This window comes from Streptomyces sp. NPDC051286 (genome assembly GCF_044455345.1).
Classification (GTDB): domain Bacteria; phylum Actinomycetota; class Actinomycetes; order Streptomycetales; family Streptomycetaceae; genus Streptomyces.
This window is the reverse complement of sequence record NZ_JBITER010000017.1, coordinates 25,578-45,634: the sequence shown is the minus strand read 5'-3', so window position 1 is coordinate 45,634 and position 20,057 is coordinate 25,578. Positions and strand designations below refer to the sequence as shown.

Genomic DNA, 20,057 nt, shown 5'->3' with positions numbered 1-20,057 from the left:
AGGACATCATCATGACCGACCTCCACCGGCTCAACGGCAAGACCATCGTCATCACCGGCGGCGCCCGCGGCCTCGGCGCCGAGACCGCCCGGCGGGCCGTCGCCGGCGGCGCCCGCGTCGTGATCACCGACGTACTCGACGACGAGGGCGCGGCGACCGCCGCCGAGCTGGGCACGAACGCCCGTTTCCTGCACCACGACGTGACGTCCGAGAAGGACTGGCAGCGGGTCGCCGAGTTCGCCGTCGCCGAGTTCGGCCGGATCGACGGTCTGGTCAACAACGCCGGTGTGTCGACCGGTCAGCCGCTGGAGACCGAGACGGTCGAGCACTTCCGCAAGGTCATCGACATCAACCTGACCGCCGTCTTCATCGGCATGAAGACCGTCATCCCGGTGATGAAGGAGAACGGTGGCGGCTCGATCGTCAACATATCCTCGGCCGCCGGACTGATGGGCCTCGCGCTGACCTCCGGTTACGGCGCGTCCAAGTGGGGCGTCCGCGGTCTCACGAAGATCGGCGCGGTGGAGCTGGGCACGGCGAAGGTGCGGGTGAACTCCGTCCACCCGGGCATGGTCCACACGCCGATGACCGCGTCGGTCGGCATCCGGCAGGGCGAGGGCAACTACCCGAACACCCCGATGGGACGGGTCGGCGAGCCGTCCGAGATCGCCCAGGCCGTGACCTTCCTGCTCTCGGACGCCGCCTCCTACATCACCGGCGCCGAACTCGCCGTGGACGGCGGCTGGACCACCGGTCCGACCGTGAAGTACGTCATGGGTCAGTGATCCCAGGCCGGGCCCCGGACTCCGGCCTGAGGTTGGATGGGCGGCATGACTGCTGCTGACGAGATCCTGGACATCGTCGACGAGAACGACGAGGTCGTGGGGCAGGCCCCGCGCGGTGAGGCGACCGCGCGGGGCCTGCGCCATCGCTGCGTCTTCATCGAGGCCCGGGATGCCGAGGGCCGTCTCTTCGTGCACCGCAGGACCGCGACCAAGCTGGTCTTTCCCTCGCATTACGACATGTTCGTCGGCGGGGTGGTCGGCGCGGGCGAGTCGTACGACGAGGCGGCGCTGCGGGAGGCCGAGGAGGAGCTCGGGGTCTCCGGGCTCCCCCGTCCCGAACCGCTCTTCAAGTTCCTCTACACGGGCGGAAAGCACACCTGGTGGTCGTACGTCTACCAGGTGCGGTGCGAGTTTCCGGTGAACCCGCAGGTGGAGGAGGTCGCCTGGCACACCTTCCTCACCGATGGCGAACTGGCGGAGCGGCTCGGCGAGTGGGAGTGGGTGCCGGACGGTCTGGAGACGTACCGCCGACTGCGGGAGTACCGGGCAGGCCACGCTCCGACGGGCAGCCGGCGACAAAGTGATCGATAAGGTTCAGGCGTGAAAGAGTTCGTACAAGGTGTGAAGCTGTGGTTTGCGCCGCAGCGGATCCGCGAAGAGGGCGACACCCCCGACTACCGCTTCTCGCTCGCCAACGAGCGCACCTTCCTCGCCTGGATCCGGACGGCTCTCGCGCTCATCGGCGGCGGTTTCGCCGTCGACCAGTTCCTGCCGGAACTGGCCTGGGGGGTCAGGGCGGGGCTGGCGCTCGCACTGCTCGCCGCCGGTGTGTTCTGTTCCCTGCGGGCGGTCAACCACTGGGTGCAGTGCGAGCGGGCGATGCGGCGCGGCGAGGACCTGCCGGTCTCCCGGTTCCCGACGCTGCTCAGTGTCGCTGTTGCCGTCGTCGCCGTCGCGATGGTGGTAGTGGTCCTCTTCGGCTGGGAGGGCCGGTGACCGCCGGGGAGCGGGACCCGGGACTGCAGCCCGAGCGGACCCGGCTGGCGTGGCGGCGCACCACCCTGTCCTGCACGGTGGTGGCACTGCTGGCGGGCAAGGCGGCGCTGCAAGGGGGTGCAACCCCGGCCGGGATCGTCGCCGTGTCGCTGAGCGCGCTGGCCTGGCTTGCGTTTCTGCGGGTGGCGCACCGGCGGGTGCTCGGGATGGGGACCGCTCGGCCGCAGCCACTGGCACCGCGCGACGCCCTGATGGCGGCCGCGTGCACGATCGCGCTCGCGGTGTTCGCCGCGGCGGTGATCTTCTGAGGGGTGCGCCGGTCAGCCGTCCCAGGGGACGGTGACGACGATCTTTCCGCGGGTGCGTCCCTCCTCGGTGAGCCGTCGGCCGTCGGCGGCCCGCTCCAGCGGAAGAACGGCCTCCAGTCCGGACTGGAGGTGGCCCTCCCTTGCCTTCCGGTCGACCGGGTTGGCGGCAGCGGCCCGCACCTGCACCGGAACGTTGTCCGGGCCGACCTTGGGGTCGGGCCGCTCGCCGTACTCCAGGACGTCGGCCCCGCCCTACCTGCTGTAGCTGATCGCCGTCATCATCCGACCGTCCGGGCCGCTCAGGCGGCCCGCAACTCGGACGGTGGCCGCTTCGAGGGATGGGTCGGCAAGGAGGACCGGGGCCCGCCGGACGTCGTCGATCAACAGCACAGCCTTCCTACGTGAACCCTATTCAGGGATGCGAATGGCATCAGGGTTCCGACCCAACACTCGACACCGAGTCCACGCACCGGATTCCGGGAGTCCACTGGACGACATACCGACTGGTCGGCATCATGAGCACCGACGTCTTCTCACCCGGAGGTGCGCACGATGAGCTCAGTCCATCCGCCAGGTCTCGACCTGGACCGGCTCCGCGGACATCTCGACCGCGAGCGGCCGGGTCTGGTGAACGGACCGCTCGAAGCCCGGCTTGTCGAGGGCGGCCGCTCCAACCTGACGTACGTCGTCACGGACGGCACGGGCCACTGGGTCGTCCGCCGGCCTCCGCTCGGCCATGTCCTCGCCACCGCGCACGACATGAAGCGTGAGCACCGGGTCATCAGCGCGCTGCACCCGACGGCCGTGCCGGTGCCCGAGCCGCTGCTGCTCTGCGAGGACGACTCCGTCATCGGATCGCCCTTCTACGTCATGGAGTACGTCGAGGGGACCCCGTACCGCACCGCCGAGCAGCTCGCCCCGCTCGGTGCCGAGCACACCCGCGAAGTCGTCCTGGGCCTGGTCGACACGCTGGTGGAACTGCACGCCGTGGACCCGGGGCCGGTGGGGCTCGGTGACTTCGGGCGCCCCGAGGGGTTCCTCGACCGGCAGCTGCGCCGCTGGGGCAAGCAGCTGGACGCCTCCCGCAACCGCGAACTGCCCGGTATCGACGAGCTGCACGCCGCGCTCGGGCGCGAACTGCCCGTCTCCCCCGCGCCCACCGTCATCCACGGCGACTACCGCCTGGACAACGTGTTGATCGGCTCCGACGGCCGGATCAGGGCCGTCCTCGACTGGGAGATGTCGACGCTCGGCGACCCGCTGACCGACCTCGGTCTGCTGGTCATGTACAGCTCCGATCTGGGTCTGCCCAAGTCCCCGGTCTCGACCACCAGCGGGGCGGCCGGCCACCCAACGCCCGCCGAACTGATCGAGCGCTACGCGGCCCGCTCCGGCCGGGACACCTCCACCATCTCCTGGTACACGGCGTTCGCGTGGTTCAAGCTCGCCGTGATCCTGGAGGGCATCCACTACCGCTACACCCTCGGTCAAACCGTAGGCGCCGGCTTCGACCGCATCGGCGATCTCGTCCCCGTCTTCATCGCGCACGGCCTCACGACCCTCCAGGAAGGCTGATCACCCCCATGGACTTCGCATTCGACACCCGTACGGAAGAGCTGCGCACCAAGCTGCTCACCTTCATGGACGAGCACGTGTACCCGGCCGAGACGATCGCGCACGAGCAGCGGGCACTGCTCGCCTCCCCGTGGGACACCCCGCGGATCGTCGAGGACCTCAAGGCTGAGGCGCGCAGGCAGGGTCTATGGAACCTCTTCCTGCCCGACGCGGAGCACGGTGCCGGGCTGACCAACCTCCAGTACGCACCGCTCGCCGAAATCACCGGCCGTTCCCCGCAGTTGGCGCCGACCGCGCTCAACTGCGCGGCGCCGGACACGGGCAACATGGAGGTGCTCCTCCAGTTCGCCACGGACGAGCAGAAGAAGCAGTGGCTGGAGCCGCTGCTCGCCGGGGAGATCCGGTCGGCGTTCGCCATGACGGAGCCCGAGGTGGCCTCGTCGGACGCGACCAACATCGAGACGCGGATCACGCGCGACGGAGGGGGCGCCTCCCGCTCGAGCGAAGCCGAGAGCGGGGGAGACTACGTCATCAACGGCCGCAAGTGGTACATCTCAGGGGCAATGAATCCGGACTGCCGGATCTTCATCGTGATGGGCAAGACAGCCCCGGATGCCGCCGACATCCGCCGCCAGCAGTCGATGATCCTCGTCCCGCGCGACACGCCCGGCGTCGAAGTGCGGCGCGCCATGCAGGTGTATGGATACGAGGACCACTACCACGGCGGTCACGCCGAGGTCGTGTTCACCGATGTGCGGGTGCCCGCGACGAACCTGATCGGCGAAGAGGGCGGTGGCTTCGGCATCGCGCAGGCGCGCCTGGGTCCCGGCCGGATCCATCACTGCATGCGGCTGATCGGGATGGCCGAGCGGGCCATCGAGCTGATGTGCAAGCGGGCGGTGTCCCGTACGGCCTTTGGCAAGCCGCTCGCGCAGCAGGGCGTGGTGCAGAACTGGATCGCGGACGCGCGGGTCACGGTGGAACAGCTGCGGCTGCTGGTGCTGAAGACGGCATGGCTGATGGACACGGTGGGCAACCGGGGGGCGCACACGGAGATCCAGGCCATCAAGATCGCCACCCCGCGCGCGGTGGTCGACATCCTCGACCAGGCGGTGCAGTTGCACGGCGCGGGCGGCGTGAGCCAGGACTTCCCGCTGGCGGAACTGTGGGCGGGGGCGCGGACGCTGAGGCTGGCGGACGGGCCGGACGAGGTGCATCAGCGGTCGCTGGCGCGGCGCGAGATCAAGCGGTACGTGTAGGCGGGGCGGCACGGGCCGCAGCCGCGCCGTGTCCTCCGAAGCCGGACGGGCTGAGCAGCTGCCCGTCCGGCCCCTGGACGGAGTCGGACCGCACCCGGGAACGCGGAGCCGGCCGGGCGGATGCCGCTCCCCCGCCTCTGATCCGGCGTCAGGGGCGCAGCGCGCGCAGCAGCAGATCCGCCAAGTGGTCCGCGACCTCCTGCTGGCTCAGCGGACCGTCCGGGCGGTACCACGTCGACAGGTGGTGCACCGATCCGAAGTGGTAGTCCACCACCAGATCCGCCGGCGTCGCCGTGGAGAACACCCCCGTCCGCTGCCCTTCCTCCACCAGCGCCCGGAACCGCTCGTGGTAGCGGCGCCGCTCCACTCGTACCTGCTTGTTCTTCTCCGGGCTCAGATGGTGCATCGAGCGGAAGAAGATCGCCGCGTCGTCGAGGTTCTCGATCGTCGTGACGACCACGTCCGCCGCCGCGTCCCGCAGCCGCTGCTCGACCGGCGCATCCGCGTCCGCGAACGCGTCGAGGCGTTCCTGCTGGAGTCGCAGCACCCGGGAGTAGACCTCCTGGAGGAGATCCTCCTTGGAGCCGAAGTAGTGGTAGAGCGCGCCCTTCGTGACGCCTGCCGCCTCGACGATCTCCTGGACCGACGTCCGGTCGTAGCCCTGCTCGGCGAAGAGCCGGGTGGCGGCGGCCAGCAGCCGCTGAGGGACAGGGGCGTCGTTCCCGTCCGTCGTTCTGGCCATGGCCGTCACCTGCCTTTCCGTAGTGAAGTCGTACACGTTCTCCTGCTGGGAACGCGGTTCCCGCCTGAGGATCTTCCCACTTGCCGTCCTGGGATGTCCGGTCAGGATCCAGTGCTGTGACCGGCGATGTTTGCCCCACGGCGCGACGGGGCAAGGCTTGCCGGCCACGGCACTGGACCTCGCGCGGGTACGTGTACGCGTCGGGGCGCCGACGACGGCCGCCTCCCGGACCGCCGGGTGGGTGTACAGGGCATCTTCCATCTTGCGTGGCCACACCTTGAAACCGGAGGCGTTGATCACCCGGTGAGTGCGTCGGTGCCGTTCTCGGTCATGCGCCGGTCTCCTCCCACTTCTGCTGGAGGTGGTTCATATTGCTGAGCCAGTGGTCGGTGTCCTTGGTGCGGGCCCGGTAGTACCCGGCGACCTCGGGATGCGGCAGGACGAGAAAGCGGTCCTCGGCCATGGCGTCGAAGAGGGCGTCGGCGACATCCTCCGGCTCGATGGCGCTGGGGGCGAGGACCAGTTCGCCGGCCGAACCGGCGGCGGTGAGCATGTCCGTACGCACGCCCTGCGGGCAGATCGCATGAACCTTGATGCCCCGGTGGCGGTAGGTCAGCGAGAGCCATTCGGCGAAGGCGACGGCGCCGTGCTTGGTGACGCTGTACGGCGCGGCGCCGATCATCGTCAGCAGTCCGGCGGCGGACGCGGTGGCGACGAACCGGCCGCTGCCGCGCTCCAGCCAGTCCGGGAGCAGCGCCCTGGCCGCGCGGACCTGGGCCATCACATTGACGTCCCAGGCCCCGGCCCAGACCTCCTCGTCGGCGAAGACGTCACCGGGCGAGGCGAGACCGGCGTTGGCGCAGTAGATGTCGACGGTGCCGTCCAGCGCGTCCCGGGAGGCGTCCACGATCTGCGAGGCGTCTCCGGCGACGGCGGCGCCGCCGATCTCCTCGGCGAGCGCCTTGATGCGGCTCCCGTCGAGGTCGTTGACGACGACCCTGGCGCCTTCCGCGGCGAATCTGCGGGCCAGAGCGGCACCGATGCCGCCCCCGGCCCCCGTGACCACTACGCCCGCGCCCTGCACCGTACTCATCGGATTCCGCCTCTCTCAGCCGACTTCCTCAGCAGACTAACCAGTCGGTATGTCCTCGGGGAAGGGTCCGGCCGGGAGCTTGTCGCCACTCCTGTCACACCGCTCTCGTCCGCCTCATTCCATGCGGCCCTATGTGCGCGCTAGCGTGCGTGACCATGACAGTCGGAGCGATCATGGAGGTAGCCGAATGAGCCTGTCCAGACGTGGTTTGCTTGCCGCCGGTGGTGCAGTGGGAGCCCTCGCGGCGACGGCTGCCGGAACCGGGAGCGCGGCCGCGGGCCCCCTCCCCGGCACGGGGCAGGGCTCCGGGCGCAATCGGGTCCGTACCGGCTTCGACCGGCTGGCGGCGGACGGCTATGCGCTGTTGAAGGGACAGAAGGTCGGGATCGTCACCAACCCGACCGGAATCACGTCCGACGCGCGCCACATCGTCGATGTGATGCACCCGGACGAGCGTGTGAACCTGGTCGCGGTCTTCGGCCCCGAGCACGGTTTCCGCGGCACGGCGCAGGCGGGCGGCTCGGAGGGGAGGTACGACGACCCGGCGACCGGACTCCCCGTCTACGACACGTACCTGAAGAGCGGACAGCCGCTCGCCGATGTCTTCACCGCGTCCGGCGTGGACACCGTCGTCTTCGACATCCAGGACGCGGGCGCCCGCTTCTACACGTACATCTGGACGCTTTACGACTGCATGGAGGCGGCGGCGCTCGCGGGCAAGCGGTTCGTCGTCCTGGACCGGCCGAACCCGGTGACCGGGCGGGCCGCGCTGGGGCCGGTCCTCGACCCGGCGTTCTCGACCTTCGTGGGGCGCCGGGAGATCGCGCAGGCCCACGGCATGACGGTCACCGAGCTGGCGCTGCTCTTCAACGCGGAGTTCCTGGCCGCGCGGCCGGTCGAACTGGACATCGTGAAGATGTCGGGATGGCGCCGCGCGGACTTCTTCGACGGAACCGGTCTGCCATGGGTGCCGCCGAGCCCCAACATGCCGACGCCCGACACGGCGCTGGTGTACTCGGGCACCTGTCTGTTCGAGGGTACGAACCTCTCCGAGGGGCGGGGGACGACCCGGCCGTTCGAACTCCTCGGCGCGGAGGGGATCGACCACCGGTGGGCGGCGGCCGCGAACGCCCTCGACCTGCCCGGAGTCGCTTTCCGCGAGGCGTACTTCGCCCCGACGTTCTCCAAGTTCCAGGGGAAGACGGTCGGCGGGGTGCAACTGCACGTCCAGGACCGGGAGGTGTTCGATCCGGTGCGCACGGGAATCGCGCTGCTGGTGACGGCGAAGCAGACGTGGAGCGGGTTCGCCTGGCGCCCGGACAACTGGATCGACAAGCTCACCGGTCATACGCGGGTCCGCACGATGATCGATGCGGGGGCGGACACGGATGAGGTGGTCGGGGCGTGGGAGGCGGACCTTGCCGCGTTCCGGACGGTGCGGAAGAAGTACCTGCAGTACCGGTGAGGTGAGCCGGGCGGGCCCGGGAGTCCGGGCCCGCCCGGTGAACCGGTCCCGTCCTCGGAATCACCACATGACGCCGCGTCAACATCGCGTCCGGGCACCGTCCGAGGTGGGGCATCTCAGCCAATGGACGCGAATCGCCTTTCGATGGAGCCGAATCGGGCCGTCGTACGTCCATACCTTGACGCCGAAGTACGAGCGACGGAGGTGGCAGTGCGATGGCCGGTTTCCGGAGTCTTGCGAGACAGGTCCGCGATCCGCGGGGTGACCTGGCGCTGCGGCGGTACTCGCTGCGCAAGTGCCTGGAGAGGTTCGCCCCCTACGGTCACCGGGCGACCTGGGACCACTTGTGCACCCGGCACACGATGGAGCCGGAGGACCGGTCCCCCGACCCCGTGCGACTGGTGCACGCACTGGAGGAACTGGAGGCGGCGCGGGCCGTCTGGCTCCAGTACGAGGCCGGGTTCGCCGAGCGCCGCAAGCGGGAGAAGCGCGAGGGGCTGCGCCGGCCCGCCGTCTTCGACGAGTGGCACCGGCGCATCTGGGGCGGGAACGGGGTGGCGCGCTGCGCGGATCCGGCGGTCCACCCGTCCAGGCCGCTCCCCGAGGTGCTGGGCCGGCTGGTCTCGGCCCTGGAGGCGCAGCCCGGCACGGCGTGCCCGGTGTGCGCGGAGACCGGGATCGTCTGGCGCCAGGACCTGGACTGCGAGCCGTGGTCGGGCCCGGTCTGCACGGGCTGCGGAATCGTGGTCCCGCGGGCCGTACTGACACCGGCGGCACTGGCGAGAGCGCGGCGGATCCAGCCGAGGGGCCTGGCGTCGGCCGCATGAGGGGCTCGGGGGCGATGAAACGGCGGCGCGCCGCCCCCCGGCCCCGCGGACGCTTCCTATGAACAGCCCGCCGAGCGGCGCTCCGGCATCAGGCGCGAACCGCTGATCGTGTCGCCGGAGATGTCGTTCGGGTTGGAGAGCACACACGTCTCCAGCGACAGACAGCCGCAGCCGATGCAGTCGGTCAGATGGTCGCGCAGCCGTCCCAGCTGCTTGATCCGTTCGTCCAGTTCGGAGCGCCACGCCTCGGACAGCCGCGCCCAGTCGTCGCGGTTCGGGGTGCGCTCCTCGGGCAGTTCGGCCAGCGCGTCCCGGATCGTGGCCAGCGGTATGCCGACCCGCTGCGCCGCACGGACGAAGGCGACCCTGCGCAGTGCGTCCCTGCTGTAGCGCCGCTGGTTGCCGCTGGTGCGGCGGCTGCTGATCAGGCCCTTCGCCTCATAGAAGTGCAGGGCCGAAACGGCGGCGCCGCTGCGCGCGGAGAGCTGGCCGACCGTGAGTTCATGGAGTGTCTGTGGGATCTGGGGCACCCCTCCAACCCTACGTGCCCGCCGCCGCGCCGGTCCGTCGTTGACAGGACGCACCCGCCCAACCATGCTGAGCAAGCGCTTAGACAGGCTACGGATGACGATGGACGGTCGAGAGCGGGAAGGCAGGACCAGGGACATGGCAGAGCCGAGGATCTTCACGTCCGCGCAGGAGCTGCGCGACGGGGTGGGCGAGCAACTGGGTCACAGCGAGTGGCTGGAGATCGACCAGAAGAGGATCGACCTGTTCGCCGAGGCGACCGGGGACCACCAGTGGATCCATGTCGACCCGGAGCGGGCCGCGGCCGGCCCGTTCGGCACGACGATCGCGCACGGCTATCTGACGCTCTCACTGCTCCCGGCGCTGGTCCCGCAGGTCATGCGGGTCGAGGGCATGAAGATGGGCATCAACTACGGGACCAACAAGGTCCGCTTCCCGTCGACCGTGCCGGTGGGCTCCCGGCTGCGCGCGACGGCCGTCCTCAAGGATGTCGAGGAGGCGGGCGGCGGCGTCCAGGTCACCGCCGTCGTCACGGTCGAGCGCGAGGGCGGCGACAAGCCGGTCTGCGTCGCCGAGTCGGTGTCGCGCTACTACTTCTGAGATGTCCCGCGGCGCCATCCCCGGCGGGCGCACGAAGACAGCCGCGGCACCTCGCCGCGCTGCCGGAACGCCCGAATGCACCCGGCACGAGGACGCCCCTCCGCCTTGCGACGCACCGCATCCGACGCATCGCGCGCTGATCCACCGGGGATGACGGGGCAGCCCTATCGTGGGGCAGGCCGTGAGCGCTGGGCCGCGACCATGCGCAGGACGAGGTCGGCGTAGAGATCGCCGACCTCGTCCGGCGTACGGCTCCCCTGCGCGCTGAACCAGCGGGCCACGTCGATGCAGAGCGAGAGCACAGCGAGCGTGGTCCCCGGGATGTCGGGGACATCGAACTCCCCCGCCTGCACCCCTTCGCTGATGATCCGGCGGATCACCGCATCGCTCTTCCTGCGCAGGGCGACGATCTCGGTGCGGTGTTCTTCGCTCAGGGCGTCGAGTTCGTACTGGACCACGCGGGCGGTGGTGTGCTGCTCGGCATGCCAGCGGACGAAGGACCGTACGGCGTCCGCGAGCCGCTCGGACGCCGGGCCGCCACTGTCGGCGGCCGTCTCCAGGAGCAGCAGGGCGCGGTCGTGACCGATCCTGCTGATCCGGTGGAGCAGCTCTTCCTTCGTCTTGTAGTGGATGTAGAGCGCGGCGGGACTCATCCCGGCGCGACCCGCGATGTCACGGGTGGTCGTCGCGTGATACCCGCGCTCGGCGAAGGCGTCGACGGCCGCGACGAGGAGCCGCCTGGCCGCCTCGGGCGTCACCTCGCCCCACGGCGAGCTCTCGCCGCCGGTCTCCTCCGCCGTGCTCATCGTCACCGACCCCTTCCGTTCAGCAGGACGAACACCATACCCCGAACCTGAGCAAGCGCTTAGAGGCCCGGTGGATGCGATCGTCAGAGCTTCTGGAAGGGGTCGTGCTCGGCGAGGATCTTCTCCAGCCGGGCCTGGTCGACCCGGCTGATGATCTGCCCCGCCTCCTGGCGGTCGCGGATGACCTTGGCAAGGGTGAAGCAGGACGTGACGAGGTACAGGACGCCGATGGCGAGGAAGCCCCGCACCCAGACGTTCGCGTCGAGGAAGTAGATGCCAAGGGTCACCGCGCCCATCGCCACCCCGAAAGATGCAACGGCCTGACCGTAGAAGGCCGCGGTGCTCTGCTGCTTGACCGATGTCGTCTCATTCATGGGGACAGCTTCGGCCGCCGTAGTGCCCGCCACATCCGTCCGCGTACTCAGTCCGGTACTCAGTCGCCCGTTCGAGCGGGACGGCTCAGAAGGCGGAGACCACCGCCAGCGCACGGCTCCTCGCTGAGCCCCGAGCCATCCTGCGGTACTCCCACTGCCCCTCCTGCGGTACTCCCATTCTTAATTAGCACCGCTAGTTTTTGTTCGCAGGCCCTACTATGTGCGGCATGGCCCGACCGCGCAAGCCCCTCCTCAGCCGAGACCGCATCGTCGAGGCGGCGGGCGCCCTGGTGGACTCCGAGGGGCTCGAAGCCGTCTCCACCCGTCGGCTCGCGGCCGAACTCGGGGTCAGCGGGCCTTCTCTCTACAACCACTTCCGCAACAAGGACGAGATCCTGGACGCGGTAGCGGACTCCGTCTCCGCGCAGGTCGACCTGTCGATGTTCGACGAGGACGACGGCCGCGACTGGCGCACCGCCCTGTACGACTGGGCGGTCTCCTATCGTGCGGCGCTCGCCGCGCACCCGCACATCGTCCCGGTGCTGGCCCAGGGCCCCGGCCGACGTCCGGCCGGGCTGCGGGTCGCCGACGCGGCCTTCGGCGGCATGGTCCGCGCGGGCTGGCCGCCCGCTCAGGCCACGTACATCGGCGCACTGATGCGGTACTTCGTCACGGGCTCGGCACTGGGCTCGTTCGCACGCGGTTTCGTGGACGACGAGACGGTGTACGACCCCGCCGACTACCCGCACCTCGGCCAGGCCCATCTGCTGGCCGACCACCGCCAGAAGGTCGACGAGGGCGCGTTCGAGACCGGGCTGCGGGCGATCCTCGACGGTCTCGCCCTGCAGTACGAACAGCGGGCGCCCGCGGCAACGGTTCGGCCCACGCCGAAGCGTTCCTGACCCATGCTGGGTACATGGCACCCCACGACCCGGCCGCGCCCCGCCTCGCCGCCCTGGCCGCGCTCCTCGCCGACGAGACCCGCGCCTCGTTCTGTCTGGCCCTGCTCGACGGGCGTGCCTGGACCGCGGGTGAACTGGCGCGGTACGCCTCGGTCGCACCGTCGACCGCCAGCGAACACCTGGGCAAGCTCGTCGCCGGCGGGCTCTTGACCGAGGAGCGGCAGGGCCGCCACCGCTATCTGCGGCTCGCCGACGAACGCACCGCCCACCTCGTCGAGGACCTTGCCGCCCAGGCCGTGCCCGGCGACGAGGAACGGCCGCGAACCCTGCGGGCGGCGAGCACCAGCAGCGCGCTGGCCCGCGGACGCACCTGCTACGACCATCTCGCCGGCCGGATCGGCATCGCCATCGCGGACGCGATGACCGCACGGGGACTCCTGCGGCAGGACGCCGGCTTCGCACTCACCGACGCGGGCCTGGGCTGGTTCGGGGAGCTGGGTATCGGGCTGGACACCGGGACCCGGCGTCCGCTCGTACGCGGCTGCCTGGACTGGACGGAGCGCCGGCCGCACCTGGCGGGGACCGCGGGCGCCTCGCTGTGCAGGCACACCCTGGACACCGGATGGTGCGTACGGATCGGCTCCGGGCGGGCCGTGAAGGTGACCGCGGACGGGGAGCGGGCGCTGCACGAACTCCTCGGGATCGAGCCGGAAACAATTCGGTGAGGACCGAACCGTTCTCCGCCTACAGTCGGCGCATGACGACGACACCTGTACCGGCCTCCTCGGCGACGGCCACCCTGCCCGCAAGCCGTGACTGGCGGGCGATTGCCGCGGCGTGCACGAGCGTGGTCCTGTGGGCCTCCGCCTTTGTCTCCATCCGCAGCGCGGGCGACGCGTACTCCCCCGGGGCGCTCGCCCTCGGCCGACTGCTCGCCGGCTCGCTGATGCTCGGCGCGATCCTTCTCATACGCCGCGAAGGGCTGCCGTCCAGGGGTGCCTGGCCGGGCATCCTCGCGTCCGGGCTGCTCTGGTTCGGGCTCTACATGGTGGTGCTCAACTGGGGCGAGCAGCAGGTCGACGCGGGCACGGCCGCCATGATCGTGAACATCGGCCCGATCCTGATCGCGCTGCTCGGTGCCCGGCTGCTCGGCGAGGGGCTGCCGCGCACGCTGGTGATGGGCATGGCCGTGTCGTTCGGCGGTGCCGTCGTGGTCGGTCTCTCCATGTCGGGGCACGGGGGTTCATCGGTGCTCGGCGTGGCGCTCTGCCTGCTGGCGGCGGTGGCGTACGCGGCCGGGGTGGTCACCCAGAAGCCCGCGCTGCGGCACGGCTCGGCCCTGCAGATCACCGCATACAGCTGTCTGATCGGTATGGTCGCCTGCCTGCCGTTCTCCGGTGTGCTGGTCTCCGAGGCGGCCGACGCACCGCTCTCCGCGACCCTGAACATGGTCTACCTGGGCATCTTCCCGACCGCCCTCGCCTTCACCACCTGGGCCTACGCCCTCGCGCGCACCACCGCCGGAAAGATGGGCGCCACCACCTATGCGGTGCCCGCACTGGTGGTGCTGATGTCATGGCTGCTGCTGGACGAGGTGCCCGCGCTGCTCACCGTCGGCGGCGGCCTGCTCTGTCTTGCCGGGGTAGCAGTCTCCCGCATGCGTCCGCAGACTGGACGGACGCAGAACAGTCCGGCACAGCCGGTGGAGGGACGCCGAGATGACGCGGAGCGCCAGGAAACCGACCGACCCCGGGAAGAAGCAGTCGGGCAGGGCTGACGAGAAACAGGCCGCCCTCGCCCGGGCGGCCCGCCGCGGCGGCGCCGACCTCGAGGGCTTCGACGTGATCGACAGCGGGGACGACGACCCGGTCCTGGTAACCCCGGAGGGCCAGGCGCGCGACGCCTGGCGCGAGGACTACCCGTACGGCAGAAAACTCGGCCGCAAGGCGTACGAGAAGACCAAGCGCGCCCTGCAGATCGAACTGCTCAAGCTGCAGCACTGGGTCAAGGAGCGCGACGAACGGCTCGTCATCCTCTTCGAGGGACGGGACGCGGCGGGCAAGGGCGGCACGATCAAGCGCTTCACCGAGCATCTCAATCCCCGTGGTGCGCGTGTCGTCGCCCTGGAGAAGCCCACGGAGCGCGAGCGCACCCAGTGGTACTTCCAGCGGTACACGGCGCATCTGCCGAGCGCCGGGGAGATCGTGCTCTTCGACCGGTCCTGGTACAACCGGGCGGGTGTGGAGCGGGTCATGGGGTTCTGCACGACCCGCGAGTACCTCGAATTCATGCACCAGGCACCGGGCTTCGAGCGGATGCTCGCCCGGGACGGCATCCACCTGGTGAAGTTCTGGTTCTCCGTCTCCCGCAACGAGCAGCGCAACCGGTTCATGATCCGCCAGATCGATCCGGTGCGGCAGTGGAAGCTGAGCCCGGTCGACCTCGCCTCGCTCGACAAGTGGGACGCGTACACGGAGGCCAAGGAACTGATGCTGTTCCACACGGACACGGCGGACGCGCCCTGGACCGTGGTGAAGAGCAACGACAAGAAGCGGGCCCGGCTGGAGGCGATCCGGCATGTGCTGCACCGCTTCGACTACCGGGACAAGGACGCGGACCTGGTCGGTGAGCCGGACCCGCTGATCGTGGGCCCGGCCTCCCGGCTCTTCGAGGAGGGCGAGATGGAAGCCCGCCTCCTCACCACGAGCCGGTCGCGGGCCGAGCCCACGCAGGAGGCGCCAGCCTGAGGGCTGTCCCGTAACCTCCTCCCCCGCGACAGGGAGTGGGCTCCCGACGCCCTGCGACTCAGCGGTGGTCAGCCCAGACCGGCGGGCTCGGTTCCGGGGCGCTCGAACTGGGTGCGGTACAGCTCCTCGTACCGGCCGCCTGCCGCCAGCAGCTCCTGGTGGGTGCCGCGTTCCACGATCCGGCCGTCCTCCACGACGAGGATGAGGTCCGCCGCTCGTACGGTGGAGAGCCGGTGGGCGATCACCACCGCGGTGCGTCCTTCGAGCGCCTCCACGAGGGCTTCCTGGACGGCCGCTTCGGAGGTGTTGTCCAGGTGGGCGGTGGCCTCGTCGAGGATGACGACGCGCTGGCGGGCCAGCAGCAGCCGGGCGATGGTCAGCCGCTGGCGTTCGCCGCCGGAGAGCCGGTAGCCGCGTTCACCGACGACGGTGTCGAGTCCGTCGGGCAGCGAGGCGACCAGTCCGTCCAGCCGTGAGCGGCGCAGGGCGTCCCAGAGGTCCTCCTCGGTGGCTTCGGGGCGGGCGAGCAGAAGGTTGGCGCGGACCGACTCGTGGAAGAGGTGGCCGTCCTGGGTGACCATGCCAAGGGTGTCACGGAGGGTGTCGGCCGACAGGTCGCGTACGTCGATGCCGCCGATGCGTACGGCGCCCTCGTCCGTGTCGTACAGCCGGGGAAGCAGCTGCGCGATGGTCGACTTGCCCGCGCCGGACGATCCGACGAGGGCCACCGTCTGGCCCGGTTCGGCGCGGAACGAGACTCCGCGCAGCACCTCGGCGCCGCCGCGGGTGTCCAGGGTGGCGACGTCTTCCAGCGAGGCGAGGGAGACCTTGTCGGCAGACGGGTAGCCGAAGCGCACGGCGTCGAACTCCACGGAGACCGGACCGTCCGGGACCGTCCGCGCATCGGGCTTCTCCTCGATCAGGGGCTTGAGGTCGAGGACCTCGAAGACCCGCTCGAAGCTCACGAGCGCGCTCATCACCTCGACGCGCGCCCCGGCGAGCGCGGTGAGCGGCGCGTACAGCCGGGTCAGCAGCAGGGCAAGGGCGACGACGGCACCCGCGTCCAGCTGCCCGCGCAGCGCGTAGAACCCGCCGAGCCCGTAGACCAGGGCAAGTGCCAGCGCCGATACGAGGGTGAGAGCCGTGATGAACGCGGACTGGGCCATGGCCGTACGGACACCGATGTCGCGCACTCTGCCCGCCCTGACGGCGAATTCGGTGGACTCGTCGGCGGGCCGCCCGAAGAGCTTGATGAGCGTGGCGCCGGGTGCGGAGAAGCGCTCGGTCATCCGGGTGCCCATCGCCGCGTTGTGGGCGGCGGCCTCGCGCTGGAGCCTCGCCATCCGCGTACCCATCCGGCGTGCGGGCAGCACGAACACGGGCAGCAGCACCAGCGCGAGTGCGGTGATCTGCCAGGAGATGCTGAGCATGACGCCGAGGGTGAGCAGCAGCGTGACGACATTGCTGACGACGCCGGACAGGGTGTTGCTGAAGGCGCGCTGGGCGCCGATGACGTCGTTGTTGAGGCGGCTGACGAGCGCGCCGGTGCGGGTGCGGGTGAAGAACGCGATCGGCATGCGCTGGACGTGGTCGAAGACGGCGGTGCGCAGGTCGAGGATCAGCCCCTCGCCGAGGGTGGCCGAGAGCCAGCGGCTGACCAGCCCGAGTCCTGCCTCAGCGACGGCGATCACGGCGATGAGCACGGCCAGCCGCGTGACGGTCCCCTCCTCCTTGCCGGTCACGATCGCGTTCACGACGCGACCGGCGAGGATCGGGGTGGCGACCGCGAGCAGTGCCGTGGCCACACTCAGCAGCAGGAACAGCGCGACCCGCCGCCGGTGCGGTCGGGCGAACGCGGCGATGCGCCGCAGTGTGGCTCGGTCGAAGGGGCGTCGGTCCTGCTGCGCGTTCATGACGTTGTGGAGCTGCGTCCACGCGGTGGCTTCCATGCTCATAGAAGGAACGTACGACCTCGACCCGGCTTGAGGTCAACGTCCGCTTCAAGGCCCTGCCCGAAAGCAAGGACCTGGAGCGGTGCAGCTCAGACGTCGAGCCCCAGATCTCCTTCGGCAGGGGCACATCCGGCGGCCGTGGTGGTCGAAGACGTACAGGTGCGCGAGGTTGCCCACGCCGTCGATCTGGGACGGCTGGGCGGGTGTCCGGTTCCCTGCTGCGCGGACCCGTGTCGTCCCGCGCGGTGAGGTGCGGTGCCGGGTTCAGTCCAGGATCCGGGCCAGATATGCCTGGATCAGGACGCGGGTCTCCGCGACGATCGCCGGATCGCCCGACGGGTCGGTGCGGAAGGCGAGTCGGAGGAGCGCGTCGGCGGTTTCGACGCAGACCAGGATCGTCCGGAGCAGATCCTCGTCGGCGGTGCGCCCCAGACGGCCGGAGAGCAGCTGGGCGAGGCGCTCCGCGACGCGGCGATTGGCGTCGGAGGCCGGGTCGTCCACAGGGGCCGGGGCGCCGAAGTCGACGAGGGCGAAACCGGGGACGGAGCGCTTCATCGCCAGGTATTCGTCGAGCACGGCGTCGATGGCGCCGCGCCAGTCGGCGGCCGGGATGACGGCCAGGCGACCGGTGATGCGCTCCGCGTAACTGTCCAGGTTGCGCCGGGCCAGGGCGTCGGCGAGGGTGCGCTTGTTGGAGAAGAACCGGTAGACGGAGCCGATCGGGACCTCCGCGCGGGCGGCGACGGCCCGGGTGGACAGCTGCTCGTAACCGGTCTCGTCGAGGAGTTCGGCGCAGGCGTCGAGTATCCGGGTGAGACGCTCGGCGCTGCGCTGCTGCACGGGCGCGCGGCGGAGGTTCGTATTCGCATGGGGCACGGGCTCCATGATGCCGTGACTCTCCTCTGCGGGACGGGAGGGTGCACACCTGCGGTCAGGCGAGAAGCAGGGTCAGCCCGCCGACGGTGTACGCGATCATCAGAGTCAGCAGGGGAAGCTGCCCCGCGACGGCGCGGGCGGGCGGGAAGAGGCGCACGGACCGGTCGTGGGCGGCGACGACGCCGAGGATGTGCCCGACGACGATCGCGGCGACCTGGAGCGTGGCGATGCCGCCTGGACCCAGGTGCGGTTCGGGCGGGACCGGATTGTCAGTGCCGAGTGCCACCATGACTGTGCGCGGCCCTTCGGTGACGAAGAGTGTGAAGTAGTGGGCGATGAGATAGCCGAGGGCGATCGGGACGAGCGAGTGCGCGAAGACGGTGAGGGGGTGGCGGAGTTGACCGGAGATCAGCCGGGTGGCACCGGCGCAGAGGGCATAGAGGGCGGCGACGAGGGCAACGGCGGCAAGCAGCCCGAGCGTGGCCGCTGTGGTGCGGCCCAGGGGTGAGGTCTGGACGGCGGTGATCCAGGAGGGGGCGTCGGAGAAGCCGTCGTAGCCGGTGGAGCCGAGCATGACGCAGACGGTGGCGACGAGACCGGAGGTCTGCGGGGTGGCGTCGAGTCCGTTGAACGGGGAGCGCAGGACGAGACGGCGGTCGGCGGGCCGGCGGCCGAGGGGGGAGAGCCGGGCGAGCAGGCCGGAGTAGACCTCGAAGGCGTCGGCGTGGTCGAACCAGCGGGAGCCGTGACGGGCGGCGCCCGCGAGGTGGACAGTGCCGTACAGCACGAGGAAGAGGAGGAGGGCGGTGGACGACGCGGGGTCGGGGGAGACGAGTTCGAGCCAGGTGAAGGCGAGGAGTCCGGCCGCGGCGGGCCACTGACCGAGTGGTGCGGGAAGGGGCCGGCCCGCGGCCGGGTCGCGGGCCAGCGCGCGGCAGACGAGGAGGTGGAGCGTGCGCAGGGGGTTGAGGAGTCGCCAGACGGGACCGAGGAGGAGCGAGGCGGGGACGAGCCCGACCCAGAGGAGCACGTAGACGGCGCCCGCGGCCGGGTTGCGCTCCGGACCGTCCGGGCCGAGGAGGAGTTGGAGGAGGACGAACAGGGCGGCGGCCAGGCCGAGGGCGCGCGCGGCGATACGGGTGGGGCGGGCGTCGGCGAGTCGCTGCAGAGGGACCGGAAGCGGGCGGCCCGCCCGGTCGCCCCGGAATCGGGAAGCGGGCCAGAGCAGGCCGAGCGCGAGGAAGGAGACGAAGAGCGCGGCGAAGGCACCGGCGAACGCGTAGAAGGGGGACAGCGGCAGGTCGTGCCGGGAGCCGATGCCATGGGCGAGGACGCTCACCGTACGACGAGCTGGGTCAGGAGCAGACCGGACTCGTGGGTCTCGACCTCGAAGAGCCCGGTGCGGTCAGCGGTGAGAGTGAGGGTGATGGTCCGTCCGGCGGGCAGGCGCGCTTCCTTGTCGTAGCCGTGGACATGGAGGGTGTCGGCGCGGTCGGTGCGGACGCGCAGCTCGATGCGCTGCCCCTTCCTGAGCTCGGTGCGGCCGGGGGCGGGGCTGACCTTGCCGTGAGAGATGACGATCTCCAGAGTCCGGTCGGGGCGGGGCTCGGCTGGGGTGTCGGCGGAAGAAGTGGTGGTGAGAGGCGTGGTGGCCTGGATCGGTGTGGAGTGCACGGCCCAGGCGGTGTGATCGTCGGCGTACAGCCGGGCCGTGAGGGTGCGCCCGCCGCCCGCTTTGCGAACGAGGGAGTCGGGGAGGTGGTACCAGGGGCCGTAGAGCCGGGCCAGGGGGTGGCCGTCAAGGAAGAGCCGGGCGTGGCCGCGCCCGAGGAGCGCCGCGCCGCCGACGCTGTCCGGGCTGAATCTGAAGTTCCGTAGGGAGAGATGGACGTTCCACCCGTCCTCGGAGTCCGGCCGTACGGCGATGGTCACCGCGGGGGCGCCCTCGGCCTCGACCTGGCGGAGCCGGTGCCCGGATCCGTCGTCCGCGGTGAGGAGCCGGCCGACGCTGCCGCCGGCCTGTTCATGGCTGGTGCCGGGCCGGTGGTGGGTGGTGGGCCGCCCACCACAGGCACTCGCACCGCACACGAGGGCGCCTGCGGTCAGAAGGGCGACGGCGAGCCGGGGGAACGCCGTGCGCGACGTGAGCGCCGTGCGCGACGTGAGCGCCGTGCGCGACGTGAGCCTGTTGAGTCGCAGGGTGCGGGGAGATCGCCTCATGA

At 70.6% G+C, this 20,057-nt stretch carries 22 protein-coding genes and 1 pseudogene; 13 read left to right on the top strand and 10 right to left on the bottom strand.

The features are described from left to right. The first annotated feature begins 11 nt into the window (after positions 1-11). The 4 genes from ACIBB8_RS18960 to ACIBB8_RS18945 are packed head-to-tail and all read left to right on the top strand — an operon-like array spanning position 12 to position 2,089. Positions 12-785, top strand: a complete 774-nt coding sequence (locus ACIBB8_RS18960; protein ID WP_398953477.1) for an SDR family oxidoreductase — start codon at positions 12-14, stop codon at positions 783-785. A 45-nt stretch (positions 786-830) separates the two neighbouring features. Then, the gene (locus ACIBB8_RS18955; protein WP_398953475.1) at positions 831-1,376 is read left to right on the top strand and encodes an NUDIX domain-containing protein; all 546 of its coding nucleotides are present in this window, start codon (positions 831-833) and stop codon (positions 1,374-1,376) included. Between the two features lie 9 nt (positions 1,377-1,385). Then, positions 1,386-1,781, top strand: a complete 396-nt coding sequence (locus ACIBB8_RS18950; protein WP_398953473.1) for a YidH family protein — start codon at positions 1,386-1,388, stop codon at positions 1,779-1,781. Further along, on the top strand, positions 1,778-2,089 hold the full coding sequence (locus ACIBB8_RS18945; protein WP_398953471.1) for a DUF202 domain-containing protein: 312 nt from the start codon (positions 1,778-1,780) through the stop codon (positions 2,087-2,089). Before ACIBB8_RS18950 ends, ACIBB8_RS18945 begins: the two co-directional genes overlap by 4 nt. Before the next feature lie 96 nt (positions 2,090-2,185). On the opposite strand, the pseudogene ACIBB8_RS18940 reads toward ACIBB8_RS18945, so the two are convergent. Further along, positions 2,186-2,326: pseudogene (locus tag ACIBB8_RS18940) on the bottom strand (NADP-dependent oxidoreductase); the annotation flags it as partial. A 315-nt stretch (positions 2,327-2,641) separates the two neighbouring features. Here ACIBB8_RS18940 and ACIBB8_RS18935 point away from each other — a divergent pair. Together ACIBB8_RS18935 and ACIBB8_RS18930 are read left to right on the top strand one after the other, a co-directional pair. Then, positions 2,642-3,664, top strand: a complete 1,023-nt coding sequence (locus tag ACIBB8_RS18935; RefSeq protein ID WP_398953469.1) for a phosphotransferase family protein — start codon at positions 2,642-2,644, stop codon at positions 3,662-3,664. 8 nt (positions 3,665-3,672) lie between these two features. Then, on the top strand, positions 3,673-4,923 hold the full coding sequence (locus ACIBB8_RS18930) for an acyl-CoA dehydrogenase family protein (RefSeq protein ID WP_398953467.1): 1,251 nt from the start codon (positions 3,673-3,675) through the stop codon (positions 4,921-4,923). Between the two features lie 148 nt (positions 4,924-5,071). Here the strand turns inward: ACIBB8_RS18930 and ACIBB8_RS18925 are convergent, their stop codons facing one another. Continuing rightward, entirely contained in the window at positions 5,072-5,665 is a 594-nt protein-coding gene (locus tag ACIBB8_RS18925) for a TetR/AcrR family transcriptional regulator (protein ID WP_398953466.1), read from the bottom strand. Positions 5,666-5,993: 328 nt separating this feature from the next. Further along, the gene (locus ACIBB8_RS18920; RefSeq protein WP_398953464.1) at positions 5,994-6,758 is read right to left on the bottom strand and encodes an SDR family oxidoreductase; all 765 of its coding nucleotides are present in this window, start codon (positions 6,756-6,758) and stop codon (positions 5,994-5,996) included. Between the two features lie 187 nt (positions 6,759-6,945). Between ACIBB8_RS18920 and ACIBB8_RS18915 the strand changes: the two genes are divergently transcribed. Continuing rightward, entirely contained in the window at positions 6,946-8,223 is a 1,278-nt protein-coding gene (locus ACIBB8_RS18915; protein WP_398953462.1) for an exo-beta-N-acetylmuramidase NamZ domain-containing protein, read from the top strand. Between the two features lie 215 nt (positions 8,224-8,438). Further along, the gene (locus ACIBB8_RS18910) at positions 8,439-9,050 is read left to right on the top strand and encodes a hypothetical protein (protein ID WP_398953459.1); all 612 of its coding nucleotides are present in this window, start codon (positions 8,439-8,441) and stop codon (positions 9,048-9,050) included. Between the two features lie 56 nt (positions 9,051-9,106). Here the strand turns inward: ACIBB8_RS18910 and soxR are convergent, their stop codons facing one another. Further along, entirely contained in the window at positions 9,107-9,580 is a 474-nt protein-coding gene (gene soxR / locus ACIBB8_RS18905; RefSeq protein ID WP_366692052.1) for a redox-sensitive transcriptional activator SoxR, read from the bottom strand. Between the two features lie 136 nt (positions 9,581-9,716). Between soxR and ACIBB8_RS18900 the strand changes: the two genes are divergently transcribed. After that, on the top strand, positions 9,717-10,178 hold the full coding sequence (locus tag ACIBB8_RS18900) for a MaoC family dehydratase (RefSeq protein WP_398953457.1): 462 nt from the start codon (positions 9,717-9,719) through the stop codon (positions 10,176-10,178). A gap of 164 nt (positions 10,179-10,342) precedes the next feature. Here ACIBB8_RS18900 and ACIBB8_RS18895 read toward each other — a convergent pair whose 3' ends face one another. Next, complete coding sequence (locus ACIBB8_RS18895; protein WP_398953455.1) at positions 10,343-10,984, bottom strand: TetR/AcrR family transcriptional regulator; 642 nt, start codon at positions 10,982-10,984, stop codon at positions 10,343-10,345. 83 nt (positions 10,985-11,067) lie between these two features. After that, on the bottom strand, positions 11,068-11,358 hold the full coding sequence (locus tag ACIBB8_RS18890; RefSeq protein ID WP_358858104.1) for a YiaA/YiaB family inner membrane protein: 291 nt from the start codon (positions 11,356-11,358) through the stop codon (positions 11,068-11,070). 227 nt (positions 11,359-11,585) lie between these two features. Here ACIBB8_RS18890 and ACIBB8_RS18885 point away from each other — a divergent pair, with 227 nt between their 5' ends. The 4 genes from ACIBB8_RS18885 to ppk2 are packed head-to-tail and all read left to right on the top strand — an operon-like array spanning position 11,586 to position 15,007. Then, positions 11,586-12,260 (top strand): TetR/AcrR family transcriptional regulator, encoded by a 675-nt coding sequence (locus ACIBB8_RS18885; RefSeq protein WP_398953452.1) that lies wholly within the window; start codon positions 11,586-11,588, stop codon positions 12,258-12,260. 14 nt (positions 12,261-12,274) lie between these two features. Further along, positions 12,275-12,985 (top strand): ArsR/SmtB family transcription factor, encoded by a 711-nt coding sequence (locus ACIBB8_RS18880; RefSeq protein ID WP_398953450.1) that lies wholly within the window; start codon positions 12,275-12,277, stop codon positions 12,983-12,985. A gap of 32 nt (positions 12,986-13,017) precedes the next feature. Continuing rightward, positions 13,018-14,037, top strand: a complete 1,020-nt coding sequence (locus ACIBB8_RS18875) for a DMT family transporter (protein ID WP_398953448.1) — start codon at positions 13,018-13,020, stop codon at positions 14,035-14,037. After that, a complete protein-coding gene (ppk2, locus tag ACIBB8_RS18870; RefSeq protein WP_398953446.1) occupies positions 13,979-15,007 on the top strand; it encodes a polyphosphate kinase 2 in 1,029 nt (342 codons plus the stop codon). The genes ACIBB8_RS18875 and ppk2 overlap by 59 nt, the downstream gene beginning before the upstream one ends. 68 nt (positions 15,008-15,075) lie before the next feature. Here the strand turns inward: ppk2 and ACIBB8_RS18865 are convergent, their stop codons facing one another. From ACIBB8_RS18865 to ACIBB8_RS18850, 4 genes are all read right to left on the bottom strand, one after another. Beyond that, entirely contained in the window at positions 15,076-16,962 is a 1,887-nt protein-coding gene (locus tag ACIBB8_RS18865; RefSeq protein WP_398953444.1) for an ABC transporter ATP-binding protein, read from the bottom strand. Positions 16,963-17,223: 261 nt separating this feature from the next. Next, positions 17,224-17,844, bottom strand: coding sequence for a TetR family transcriptional regulator (locus ACIBB8_RS18860; RefSeq protein WP_398953442.1), 621 nt, complete (start codon positions 17,842-17,844; stop codon positions 17,224-17,226). A 46-nt stretch (positions 17,845-17,890) separates the two neighbouring features. Further along, positions 17,891-19,174: a hypothetical protein gene (locus tag ACIBB8_RS18855; protein ID WP_398953440.1), complete on the bottom strand. Its 1,284-nt coding sequence runs from the start codon at positions 19,172-19,174 to the stop codon at positions 17,891-17,893. After that, positions 19,171-20,055, bottom strand: coding sequence for a hypothetical protein (locus ACIBB8_RS18850; protein WP_398953438.1), 885 nt, complete (start codon positions 20,053-20,055; stop codon positions 19,171-19,173). Before ACIBB8_RS18850 ends, ACIBB8_RS18855 begins: the two co-directional genes overlap by 4 nt. Between the last annotated feature and the right edge of the window lie 2 nt (positions 20,056-20,057).